Genomic DNA, 11545 nt, shown 5'->3' with positions numbered 1-11545 from the left:
CACCTCATGAACCTCAAGCGATCGCTCGTCGCCCTCGGCATGGCGGCAGGAGTCGCCCTCGGTGCGGCGGCCGTCGCGCCGGCCGCGAGCGCCGCCCCAGCGGGCTGTGCCAGTGGCGGGCTGTGCGTGTACTGGAACACCGGCTGGACGGGCAGTGTCCAGACCGTCTACCAGGACAACTACGACCTCACCGGCTACGCGAACTTCAACAACGCCCTGCACGGCTCGGCCTGGAACAACGGCAACTCCTGCAACGTGGTGCTGTGGAAGGCCACGGGCTACCAGGGCACCGGCTGGAGGCTGGACCGCGGCACCGGCTTCTACGACATCGGTGACAACCTGAGCACCATCGGCTCCAACAAGTGGTGCACGTACTAGATCGATGAGCTCCAGGAGACGCACCGCAGCCGTGGCGCTGCTTCTGGGTCTCGGTGCCGCCGGATGCTCGACGTCCGGCGGCACCGCCGCACCCGGCCCCGCGCCACTCCCCGCCCCGCGCCCCTTCCAGGGCGTCACCCACTACCCCGAGCCGCAGCGCGTGGCCCTGCACACGGCGGAGGAGGAGCTCGTCGCCGCCTGCATGAAGCGGCGCGGCTTCACGTACCGCCCCCAGCCGCTGGCCACCGGGGACCACCTCGCCGACCTCAACCCGTACGGACTGCTGACCGCCGCGCAGGCGGCGAACGACGGCTACGGCATCACGAGCACCGCGCTCTCGCTGCGGCCGCCGGCGGACGCCAACGCCGCCTCGGGCACGGACAAGCGCTGGAAGGAGGCCCTGCTCGGCACCGCCGCCCATCGCGTGGACCTGGAGATGCCGTTGGGGCGGAAGTTCTTCTACCACTCGGACTCCTGCGCCGGAGACGCCAAGTCCCGGCTGTTCGGGCCGGATTACTACCGGCTGTTCAACACCTTCCAGGTCCTCGACGACGCGGTGGTCGAGAAGGTCAGGACCGACCGCCGGTACCTCGCCGCGCAGGACTCCTGGCGGACCTGCATGAAGGAGGCGGGCGCGGAGGCGAAGGCGATCGGCGACCCGCAGGGCACGGTCGACCGGCAGCTCCGGCAGGCCGGCCGGGACCGGGCGAAGCTGCACGCCGTCGCCGGGGTCGAACTGAAGCTGTCCGGGGCGGACGCGGCCTGCCAGGCCGAGGCCGGCCTCGGCGCCGCCGTCTCGGCGGCACAGGCCGACGCCGAGAGGAAGCTGGGCGCGGGCTACGCGGACGAGCTCGCCGCGCTCCGGCACATGCGGGAGAAGGCCCTCGCGAAGGCGGCCCCCTAGGAGGTGGCCAGGAGGTGAGGAAAGCCAGGGGCGCCGGAGCCCGAGGCGGGCGAGGGGGCGCTGCGCCCTCGGAGCCGTGGCCGATCGGTGATCCCCCTATGCTGGGCGCCTTTGCGGGAGCGGCCGGGCAAGGGGTGGGGGTCACATGTCGGCGGATTCGGGCAGGGACACGGGCACGGACGGGGAGACCGTCGCGGACGGGGAGACCGCCCCGGCCGGGGAGACCGCCCCGGACGGAGGGACCCTCCCGGCCGGGGAGACCGTCGCGGGCGAGGTGCCCGGCCGTCGCCGCGGGCGGCGGGGCTGGGCGACCGCCCTGGCGGGCGTATCGGTCGTCCTGGGAGGCGGCGGCGCCGTCCTCGGCGGCATCCTCTCCGACGTGGGCCTCCTGCCCGGCGACTCCATGGAACTCGCCTGGCAGGCCCCGCCCGACCGGGGCGCCGCCGCGTACGGCAATGGCGACTGGCTCGTCGGCGACACCGTCGTCCGCAGCCGGTTCGACGCCGTCACGGCCTTCGACGTCGGCTCGGGGAAGCGCCGCTGGGAGTACGTGGTGCCCGGCCGGGACGAGATGTGCGCCGTCAGCAAGGAGGCCGACGGCTCCGTCGCCCTGCTCGCCCACGGCGAGGCCCGGCGGGGGAGGGGATGCGACACCGTCACCGCCCTCGACCTGACCAGCGGCCGGGAACTGTGGCACACCCGCCGCGCCGGTGAGACCGGCGAACCGGCCGCCGAGCCCGATCTCGTCGCCACCGGCGGGGGCCTCGCGGTCCTCCGTGACGGCGACGACGCCTGGCGGGACGAGTCGGCCGGGGGCCACGTCCTGCGCGGCGACCGGGCCCTGCGCGCCTTCGACCTGCGCACCGGCGCTCCGCGCTGGAAGGCCGCGGTGGCCCGAGGCTGCGTCCCGCACCGGGTCGCCGCCGCCGCGCGGCAGGTCGTCGCCGTCCTCGTGTGCGACCGCACCGAGCTGAGGCTCGCCGCCTTCGACCCCGCCGACGGCAAGGAGCGGTGGACCGTCCCCCTGGACCGGCGTTCGGTCGACGTGGGGGCCGACGTGACGTTCACGTCCGCCCATCCGCTGGTCGTACGGGTCGTGGAGGACGGGACGAGCGGGCTGCGGGCCTACCTCGCGTTCGGTCCGGACGGCCGTCCCCGGGGGCGGGTCGAGTTCGAGGGCGACGCGGGGAAGATCGACGAGTACGAGCCGGCCCGCGTGGCCGTGGACGGGGACGGAGGACGGCTCCTCGCCGTCACCGGCACCCGGTGCCGGAAGTGGGACTGCGACCAGGTCGTCGCCTTCGACCTGTCGGACGGCCGCGAGCTGTGGCGCGCGGGCCTGGAGGGCCAGGACGAGGGGCTCGCCCTGAGGACCGTCGGCGACCGGGTGACGGTCCTGGTCGACCGCGGCCCCAAGCAGTCGGGGCGGGAAGGGCTGTACGTCCTCGACGCCGCCACCGGCGACGAGGAGGACCGGCGCAGCTACGCGGAGGACGTCGACCACGGGAAGCCCGTCACCGACCTGATCGTCCACGACGACCTGGTCGTCACCGTGCAGTCGGGCGACGGAGCCCGCCCCTTCACGGCCTACCGCCCCTGGTGACGCGCGACCCGGCCCTCGGCTCCCGTGACGTTCCGGGCAGCCCCTAGGGGGTGTCTTGTCGATCAGGCCGGGCTCGCGGCGTCTGGTGCCGCGCCTCGCCGCGTTGTCGTCGGTCGACAACGCTCCGCGTTGTCTCCCTCCTCCGCCTTGCAATGCACGGCACCAGACGCCGCTCCCTGATCCGGCCTGATCGACAAGACACCCCCTAGGAGGCGCCCGGAAGGTCCCCCAGGAAGCCCGGGTCGGTGCCGTCGAGCTGCACCGCCGTGTCGCGTCCGAGCCCGAGCAGCTGCCCCAGGGGGACGACCGCGCGGCTGGTCGCGGCCAGGTCCCGGTGCGCCTCGGCGGACCACAGGGGCGGGTAGAGGCTGAGGCCCTCGCCGCCGGTCAGGCCGGGCACCTCGTCGCGCCAGCCGGGCCAGCGCAGGCCCTCGTAGAACTCCTCGGTCCCCCCGGCGAGCATCCACGACAGCCAGGCCCCGTACCCGGCGCCGACGGCGTCCCAGCGCAGCGAGTCGGGCGCGAAGTAGACCATCTCGCCGGGGCTGCCCGGGAGTCCGGTCTCCTCCTCCGTGCCGCCCTGGACGGCGAAGGCCCCGCCGAGCACGTCGTGCGCGACGACGAGTCCGGCGGCGGGCCGCCAGTCGGGGTCGGGCTCGTCGGGGTAGCCGTTGACCCGGGCGAGGCCGGGCAGGCGCCGGTCGTTGTGGACGGCCGGGCTGCCGTACACCCGCAGCCAGCCGTCGTCGACGAGGGCGCCGCCGGTGCGGAAGAGGAACGCGCCCAGGTACGAGCGGACGGTGACCTGCGTCTGCAGCAGCGTCGCCGCCGCCCGCGCCGGGTCGGCGGCCGGCACCTCGACGGGCACCTTCGCCGTCCGCAGCTCCTCTTCGAGCAGGGGCCACGCCGGGTCCTCGACCTCGGTCAGTTCGCCCAGTCCACGCGGTTCTCGCACCCCGGCATCGTCGCACGCGCCGCTCCACCGCGGTTCTCCGTTGATCGGCGGCGCTCCCGGGGGTATCTTGCATTGCATGGTTCCTGGCGAAGCAAGATCAGAGGCGTCCGGAAAGGTCGCCAGTCAGCTGCGCAAGGGCGTACTGGAGTACTGCGTCCTGGCCCTGCTGCGCGACGGCCCGCGCTACGGCGTCGAGATCCTCGACGAGCTGGCCGCCGTCAGCGTCATGACCACCAGCCAGGGCACGATCTACCCCCTGCTGTCCCGGCTCCGCCGCGACGGGCTCGTCGACACCGAGCTGCGCGAGTCGGCCACCGGCCCCGCCCGCCGCTACTACACGCTCACCGCGCCCGGCAGGACCGCCCTCGCCGAGTTCGCCGAGAGCTGGCCGCGCTTCCGCGACGGCGTCGACCACTTCCTGACCGCATCCCACGGAGGCTCCGCATGACCGGCACCGAACACCCCCTCGTGACCGACTACCTGGCCACGATCGAGCGGGAGGCGTCCTTCCTGCCCGCGGGACGCCGCGAGGAACTCCTCGCCGACCTGCGCGAACACCTCGCGGTCGCCGTCGGGGAGGAGCAGGACCCGGAGGCCGTCCGCACGGCGCTCGAACGGCTCGGCAGCCCCTCCGCCATCGTCGCGGCCGCCCGCGAGGAGGAGCCGGAGGCCGCCGCCTCCCCGGAGACCGCCGCCACCCCGGCGGCGGGGCCCCGGCCCCGGACGCGGAACACCGTCACCGCCGTCCTGCTCGGCCTCACGGGGCTCGCCGGCCTCGCCGGCTCCCTGCCCGCCGTGGCCGCCCTGATCGTGGGCCTCGTCCTGCTGTGGACGTCCGATGCCTGGGACCGGGGCACCAAGGTCCTGGCGACCGCCCTCACCCTCGCGACCCCGGTCGTGGTCGCCCTGGGCGCCTTCCTCCTGGCCGCCCGCTTCGGCCCGACGGAGCTGATCGCCGTCCTCGTCGTGGGCATCGCCCTGCCGGCCGCGGCGGCGGTGCGCCTGCTCCGCACCCAGCCCAGGGCGGCCTGACCAGGGGCGGGACCCGGAGGGGCCACCCGCCCGCCGACCAAGATCGACACGGGTACAGAATGACCCGTATGACCCTGTCGAACACACCGAAACCGGCCCTGATCGACGACGCCTCCATGGTCGGCCGCACCCTGGCCTCCGCCTTCGGCGACGACCCGATGATGCAGTGGTTCTTCCCCGACGCCGCCACCCGCGAGCAGGGCCTCGACCGCTACTTCACGACCCTCTTCACCCGGCAGTACGGCCTGCACGGCGTCTGCGAGCGGACCGATTCGGCCGCCGCCTTCTGGGTGTCGCCCGAGGGCGCGGACAAGGCCGTCCCGGACGCGGAGACCGTCCAGGAGCTCGTGGAGATACTCGGCGACCGCGCCCCGGCCTTCCAGCAGGCCGTCATGGCGGCCGCCGAGCACGGGCCCACCGAACCCCACTGGTACCTCGCCGTCATCGGCGCCGACCCCGCCGCCCGGGGGCAGGGCCACGGCTCGGCCCTCCTCCGCTCGGGCCTCGCGAAGGCCGACGCGGCGGGCCTGCCGGTCTACCTGGAGTCCTCCAAGCCGGACAACCTGCCGGTCTACGAGCACTTCGGCTTCGTGGTGCGCGACGAGTTCGAACTCCCGGGCGGCGGCCCCGTCCTGTGGTCCATGAAGCGCGCCCCCCGGACCTGACCTGCGGATGGCCCTGCCACAGGCGCCGCCGGAGCAGCACGTCCGCGTCCGTCACCGCACCGTGGTCGAACCGCCCCCGGACCTCCCGCCGGTCCCGTACGAGCAGCGCACACGCGTCACGGTGCGGTACGGGCTCCGGCGGCCGGCTCGGATCGGACACGGGCTGAGCTGTGCGAGCCGGCGGCGGAGACCCGACGCGGCTCAAGAAGCGGTACCGGCGGTACATGACGCTGGAGGCGGAGGGCGAGGCCGATCGCGGCGAGCGAGAGGTGCTCGTGCTGCGCGAGGTGGTTGCCGACGACGGTGAAGTTCTTCGTGCGGATGACGTTCGCGTGGATGACGCCCGCGGTGGAGGTCAGTCCAGGCAGAACTCGTTGCCCTCGGGGTCCTGCAGGGTGATGCAGGACTCGTTCTCCCCGTCGGCGTACTGCGTGTACAGGTGGGTCGCGCCGAGCTTCACCAGGCGTGCGCACTCGGCCTCCAGGGTGGCCAGGCGCTCGTCGCCCACGAGGCCCTTGCCGGCGCGCACGTCGAGGTGCACCCGGTTCTTGACGACCTTGCCCTCGGGGACGCGCTGGAAGAGCACGCGCGGGCCCGCGCCCGTGGGGTCGGAGCAGGCGAAGTACACCGGCTGCTCCTCGAACGGCAGCGACCGGTGGTACTCCGACCAGGTGGCGAACCCCTCGGGGACCGGAGGGAGGACGTACCCCAGCACCTCGCACCAGAACTCGGCGAGGCGCGCGGGCTCCGCGCAGTCGAGGGTGACCTGGATTTCCTTGATCGCTGCCATCCGGGCACCCTAGCAAGGGGACCCGGCGGCGCTCATTCCCTTTTCAGCTCTCCAGGATCACCAGGCGCTGCGTCGCCCGCGTCATCGCCACGTACCGGTCGACCGCCCCCTCGATGCCCTCGCCGAAGGACTCCGGGTCGACGAGGATCACCAGGTCGAACTCCAGGCCCTTCGAGAGGGACGGGGTGAGCGAGCGGACCCGGGGGCGCTCCTCGAACTCCGGGGCGCCGATGACGCAGGCGACGCCCTCGGCGTTCTCCGCGAGCCAGGTGTCGAGGATCTCCTCCAGTTCGGCGACGGGGGCGTGGGTGACCGGGATGCCGTTGCTGCGGATGGACGTCGGCACGTTGGCGTCCGGGAGCGCGGCGCGGATGACCGGCTCGGCCTCCGTCATGACCTCCTCGGGCGTGCGGTAGTTGATGCTCAGGGACGTCGTCCCGATGCGGTCGAAGCCGACCCGTTCCAGGCGCTCCCGCCACGACTCGGTGAAGCCGTGCCGGGCCTGGGCGCGGTCGCCGACGATCGTGAAGCTCTTCGAGGGACAGCGCAGGAGCAGCATCTGCCACTCCGCGTCGGTCAGTTCCTGCGCCTCGTCCACCACGATGTGGGCGAACGGTCCGTCGAGCGGCTCCAGTTCGGCGGTCGGCAGGGCGTCCTCGTCGACCAGGCGGTTCTGGAGGTCCTCGCCCCGCAGCATCGTGACCGCGCCCTCGCCGTCGGCGTCGGCCGCGACGATGCTGTCGATGACGCCGGCCATCCGCTCGCGTTCGGCGGCGACCGTGGCCGCGCGCCGGACCTTCAGCCGGGCCGTCTTCGGGTCGCCGAGCCGCTGCCGGGCCGCGTCCAGGAGCGGCAGGTCCGAGACGGTCCACGCCTGGGCGTCCGCGCGCCGCAGCCGCTTCACCTCGTCGGGGGTGAGCCAGGGCGCGCACATCCGCAGGTACGCGGGGACCGTCCACAGGTCGCCGACGAGGTCGGCCGGCTCCAGCATCGGCCAGGCGCTGTGGAGGGCGCCGGTCAGTTCCCGGTCCTGGCGCAGCGACTTGCGGAACTGCTCCTCCGGGATCTCCTCGCCGTCGTACTTGTCGTACAGGAGGGAGGCCAGGTGCTCCCAGATCTGTTCGCGGGCCTCGTTGTGCGGGGTCCCCGGCTCGGCCGCGTCGAAGGCCTCCGCCCAGTCGGCGGCGGTCAGCGGGATGTCCGACCAGTGGGTGGAGACGGTCATGCCCTCGGTGGGCGGCTCCTCGTAGAAGGCGACGGCCTTCTCGATGGCCGCGACCATGTCCCGCGAGGACTTCAGGCGGGCCACCTCCGGGTCGGTCTCGGCCGTCGCCTTCGCGCCCTCGGCGACCAGGTCGCGCACGGTGCAGGTCCGTACGCCCTCCTCGCCGAGGCTGGGCAGGACGTCGGCGACGTAGTTCAGGTAGGGCTGGTGCGGGCCGACGAAGAGCACGCCGCCCCTCCGGTGCCCGAGGCGCGGGTCGGAGTAGAGGAGGTGGGCGGTGCGGTGCAGGGCGACGACCGTCTTTCCCGTGCCCGGGCCGCCGTCGACGACGAGGGCGCCGCGCGAGCCGGCGCGGATGATGGCGTCCTGGTCGGACTGGATGGTGGCGAGCACGTCCCTCATGCGGGGCGAGCGGTTGCCGCCCAGGCTGGCGATGAAGGCGGACTGGTCGTCGAGCGCGGCGTGTCCTTCGAGGCCCTCGGCGGTGAAGACCTCGTCCCAGTAGTCCGTGATCCGGCCGCCGGTCCAGCGGTAGCGGCGGCGGCTGGCCAGGCCCATGGGGGTGGCGTGGGTGGCCGCGAAGAACGGCTCCGCCGCGGGGGAACGCCAGTCGACGAGCAGCCGGCGGCCGGTGCTGTCGGTGAGGCCGAGGCGTCCGACGTAGAGGGGCTCGGGGTCGTCCGCGCCGACCACGCGGCCCAGGCAGAGGTCCAGGCCGAAGCGGCGCAGCGCGCGCAGGCGGCCGGAGAGCCGGTGGATCTCGGCGTCCCGGTCCATCGCCTCCCGGCCGATCCCGCCGGGTGCCTTCCGCTCGGCGTCGAGGCGCTCCGACAGTTCGGCGATCGTCTCGTCGAGGCACCGCGCGATGGCCGCGAAGTGCTGCTCGTCCGCGGCGATGAGCGCCGGGGCGGCCTTCGGGGAGAGGGTGCCGGAGAGGTCGAACACACCGGCAGTAAGGGACGTCATGTGGTGAATACCCCGTTTTCGCAGCATCTGGCTTTCTTCGAGGAGTGATTCTGCGCCAGGGAGGGGGCCTTGCCGCAAGGCCCCCTGTGCGCTATACGTTGAGACAGCGGAAAGGGCCGGAACCCATCGGGTTCCGGCCCTTCGCGTTCCTGCGGGCGCGCGACTACTTCTTCGGGGCGACCTCGTCCAGGCAGAGGACGAACTTGTCCGAGCCCAGCTGCTGCGCGAGCGCGGAGAGCTCGTCGCCGCACTTGTTCACGTCGAAGGTGTTGTCGACGACCTTGACGACCTTGTAGAGGTCGGGCTTGCCGGAGGAGCAGTCGGCGGTGTCGGCCTTGGGGTCGTTCTCGGGGCCGCTGACCGTGACGCACTCGCCGGCCTCGGCGTGCACCGGGGCGTCGCCCGTGAGGTGCGGGAGGCCGAGCTTGACGGCGACGCCGACGATGAGGACGACGACGAAGCCGCCGATCTTCTTGAGCAGCGCGGAGCCCTTCTTGGCGGGGGCGGCGGGCTGCTCGGGGGCGAACGGAGCGGGCGGCGTCGTCATGTGGGATTCCTTGGGGACGCGGACATGATCAGACGCGAACGTTACATGCAACAAAACAGGCAAAAAGGATCATGAAGATCCACTGGGCGATCAGTTGTCGAGTCGTGATCCTGGCGCCTCGTCAGAGTCACGGCCCCAGGCGCCGCTGGTGGTCCAGCGCCCTGCGCAACTCCACCGGAAGCGGGTGATACGGGCCGTGGACGCGCTCCGCGTCGAACAGCAGCCGCTGGAGCTCCTCCCGGCCGGCCGCGTGCTCGCCCGCCGCCAGGAGCAGCAGCCCGATCCGCTGCCGGATGTCGAAGGCCCGCGCCGGATCCCGCTCGTAGTACGGCAGGACCGCGCGGAACTCCCCCAGCGCGGCGGCCGTCTCCCCCAGCTGTTCCAGGCAGAGGGCCGTGTCGTAGCGGAACTGCAGGAACTGCGGGTCCGCCGGGCCCGCCTCCGCGCCCCGGTCCTCCGCGAGCCGGCGCAACTCCGGCAGCGCGCGCCGGTACTGGCCGTCGTCCATGAGCGTCGACGCGTACTGCTTGCGCAGGATCCGGACGACCGGCGACCGTTCGCCGTGCTCGGCCGTCGCGGCGGGCAGGATCGCGCCGAGCATGTCCACGGCCTGGGTCAGCGAACCCTCCGCGAGCAGCCGCTTCACCTCCTCGACGGCCGCGGCCACGTCGGGCCGCGCGGGCTGCGGCCCGCTGCCGTACACCCGGGGGTCGGTACGGGGATCGGCCCGCGGGCGCGGGGGCGCCACCGGGACCGGCGGGACCGGCACGAGCGGCACCGGCACGACCCTCGCCGTCGCGCGGTCCGGCCAGGGCGCGTGCGGGCGCAGGAACGGCCGGGTCGGGTCCATCGGCCCCGTCGGGGCGCCGCGCGCCGGGAGCAGCGGCAGCAGGTGCTCGTACGCCTCGTGCGCGCCGGACGGCCGGGCCTGCGGGTCCTTGGCGAGCAGCCGCAGGACCAGCGCTTCGAGTGCCTCGGGGACCTCGGGCCGCAGCTGCCGGAGCGGCGCGGGCGGCTCGTACAGGTGCCGGTGCAGCACGCCGAGGGCGGTGGAGCCGGCGAACGGCACGTTCCCGCTGAGGAGTTCGTGGAGCAGGATCCCCAGCGCGTACAGGTCGGTGGACGGGCCGACGGCGCCGCCCATGGCCTGCTCCGGCGCCATGTACGCCGGGCTGCCGATGGGCGAACCGGTCTGCGTGAGCCGGGTGGTGTCGGTGTCCAGGACGGAGGCGACGCCCAGGTCGAGGACGGTCACGGTGCCGTCCGGGCGGATCATCACGTTCCGCGGCTTGAGGTCGCGGTGCACGATCGGCACCGCGTGCACGGCGGCGAGCACCGCGCACAGCTGGGCGGCGACGCTGACCGCCCACTCCCAGGGGTACGGGGTGTGCTCGGCGAGGTGGTCGGCGAGGTCCGCGCCCTCCACGTACTGCATGACGAGGTAGAGGTCGTCGCCGTCGCTGCCCGCGTCGTGCACGGTCACCAGGCCGGGGTGGTCGACCTGCGCGGTCACCCGGCACTCGCGCACGAAGCGGCGCCGCAGCTCCTCCGCGGCGGTGGCGGGGCCCGTCATGGTGGCCGGCCGGAGCAGCTTCACCGCGACCCGGCGGTCGAGGCGTCCGTCGTACGCCGTCCAGACCTGGCCCATCCCGCCCTGGCCGATGACGGTGGCGAGCTCGTAACGCCCGCCGATCACCCGGCCGTTCACGCGCGACCGTCGTCTTCCCTCTGGTGCCGCAGCAGGTCGCTCAGCTCGTCGAGCTCGGCACGGACCTGGTCGATGCGCGGGCCGTGCCCGGCGGGCGGCTGGGGCGCCCGGACGGCCGGGGGCACGGCGGCCGGGCCGACGTACGGGTTCGGGTTCCCGATCGGGCTCGGGACCGTGACCGCGGCGCTCGGGTCGTACCCCGGCGGGCGGAGCCCGGGAGCCGCGGCGGCGGGCCGGTCCAGCCGGCGGATCTCGGTCACCAGGTAGTACGTGAGGGGGCCCGCCACCAGGAGCATCATGATGCCGACGGCGACGAGGGCCTCCGCGGTGGTGGCCTCCTTGTCGGCGGTGGCGGCCGCGTACGTGAAGAGGCCCGCCGACACCAGGAACGTCACGCCGAACAGCACCCAGTCCAGCGTCCTGCGGGTGACGACCGCGAGCCGCAGCATCGGCGCCCAGGACAGGAAGCCGCAACTGAGCAGCGCGAGGGCGGAGAAGAGGACGAGCAGCGCGATCCGGCCACCGGAGGCGGGGCTCTTCGACGGCTGCGGAACCTGCGGGGCCTGCGGGGGGCCGTACATCCTGCTGCTCCTGCTCGGACGGATCGGGTGCGGAGACGAGCGTATACACCCATGCGGACAACGGCTCCGGGATACCCGGAACCGTTGTCGAAGCGAGCCGGAACGGGGCGGCGTCGGGGAGCGGACGATCCGGCCTCGGGGACCGGACGGGGCCGGGTCTCGGGGACCGGGCGGGGCGGCCCCGGAGACCG

General features: G+C 73.7%; 12 protein-coding genes. 6 read left to right on the top strand and 6 right to left on the bottom strand.

The genetic code is table 11. The features are described 5' to 3' along the window. The first annotated feature begins 6 nt into the window (after window positions 1-6). From ACIGW4_RS22175 to ACIGW4_RS22165, 3 genes are all read left to right on the top strand, one after another. On the top strand, window positions 7-378 hold the full coding sequence (locus ACIGW4_RS22175) for a peptidase inhibitor family I36 protein (RefSeq protein ID WP_123459185.1): 372 nt from the start codon (window positions 7-9) through the stop codon (window positions 376-378). A 31-nt stretch (window positions 379-409) separates the two neighbouring features. Further along, window positions 410-1282 carry a hypothetical protein gene (locus tag ACIGW4_RS22170; RefSeq protein ID WP_399582444.1) on the top strand — a complete coding sequence of 291 codons (873 nt, stop codon included), beginning with the start codon at window positions 410-412 and terminating at the stop codon, window positions 1280-1282. Window positions 1283-1427: 145 nt separating this feature from the next. Beyond that, window positions 1428-2885 (top strand): PQQ-binding-like beta-propeller repeat protein, encoded by a 1458-nt coding sequence (locus ACIGW4_RS22165; RefSeq protein ID WP_399582443.1) that lies wholly within the window; start codon window positions 1428-1430, stop codon window positions 2883-2885. Between the two features lie 205 nt (window positions 2886-3090). On the opposite strand, the gene ACIGW4_RS22160 is transcribed toward ACIGW4_RS22165, so the two are convergent. Next, a complete protein-coding gene (locus tag ACIGW4_RS22160) occupies window positions 3091-3840 on the bottom strand; it encodes a DUF2625 family protein (RefSeq protein WP_359587870.1) in 750 nt (249 codons plus the stop codon). A 76-nt stretch (window positions 3841-3916) separates the two neighbouring features. Here ACIGW4_RS22160 and ACIGW4_RS22155 point away from each other — a divergent pair, with 76 nt between their 5' ends. From ACIGW4_RS22155 to ACIGW4_RS22145, 3 genes are read left to right on the top strand one after another with little or no spacing between them, the layout of a single operon-like run. Further along, window positions 3917-4288, top strand: a complete 372-nt coding sequence (locus ACIGW4_RS22155) for a PadR family transcriptional regulator (RefSeq protein ID WP_123459182.1) — start codon at window positions 3917-3919, stop codon at window positions 4286-4288. Next, the gene (locus tag ACIGW4_RS22150; RefSeq protein ID WP_123459181.1) at window positions 4285-4872 is read left to right on the top strand and encodes an HAAS signaling domain-containing protein; all 588 of its coding nucleotides are present in this window, start codon (window positions 4285-4287) and stop codon (window positions 4870-4872) included. Before ACIGW4_RS22155 ends, ACIGW4_RS22150 begins: the two co-directional genes overlap by 4 nt. 59 nt (window positions 4873-4931) lie before the next feature. After that, window positions 4932-5537, top strand: coding sequence for a GNAT family N-acetyltransferase (locus tag ACIGW4_RS22145; RefSeq protein WP_399582440.1), 606 nt, complete (start codon window positions 4932-4934; stop codon window positions 5535-5537). Window positions 5538-5892: 355 nt separating this feature from the next. On the opposite strand, the gene ACIGW4_RS22140 is transcribed toward ACIGW4_RS22145, so the two are convergent. From ACIGW4_RS22140 to ACIGW4_RS22120, 5 genes are all read right to left on the bottom strand, one after another. Further along, complete coding sequence (locus ACIGW4_RS22140) at window positions 5893-6327, bottom strand: VOC family protein (RefSeq protein WP_359587867.1); 435 nt, start codon at window positions 6325-6327, stop codon at window positions 5893-5895. Window positions 6328-6370: 43 nt separating this feature from the next. Beyond that, a complete protein-coding gene (gene helR, locus ACIGW4_RS22135) occupies window positions 6371-8518 on the bottom strand; it encodes an RNA polymerase recycling motor ATPase HelR (RefSeq protein WP_399582438.1) in 2148 nt (715 codons plus the stop codon). Between the two features lie 163 nt (window positions 8519-8681). Next, window positions 8682-9065: a hypothetical protein gene (locus ACIGW4_RS22130; RefSeq protein ID WP_123459175.1), complete on the bottom strand. Its 384-nt coding sequence runs from the start codon at window positions 9063-9065 to the stop codon at window positions 8682-8684. Between the two features lie 127 nt (window positions 9066-9192). Beyond that, on the bottom strand, window positions 9193-10773 hold the full coding sequence (locus tag ACIGW4_RS22125) for a protein kinase (RefSeq protein WP_399582436.1): 1581 nt from the start codon (window positions 10771-10773) through the stop codon (window positions 9193-9195). After that, the gene (locus ACIGW4_RS22120) at window positions 10770-11354 is read right to left on the bottom strand and encodes a hypothetical protein (RefSeq protein ID WP_123459173.1); all 585 of its coding nucleotides are present in this window, start codon (window positions 11352-11354) and stop codon (window positions 10770-10772) included. Before ACIGW4_RS22120 ends, ACIGW4_RS22125 begins: the two co-directional genes overlap by 4 nt. Window positions 11355-11545 lie beyond the last annotated feature (191 nt).

Origin of the sequence: Streptomyces sp. NPDC053513, from assembly GCF_044544765.1 — a bacterium.
GTDB lineage: Bacteria > Actinomycetota > Actinomycetes > Streptomycetales > Streptomycetaceae > Streptomyces > Streptomyces litmocidini.
The sequence above is the reverse complement of the archived record's forward strand: the minus strand, read 5'-3'. Positions and strand labels throughout refer to the sequence as shown.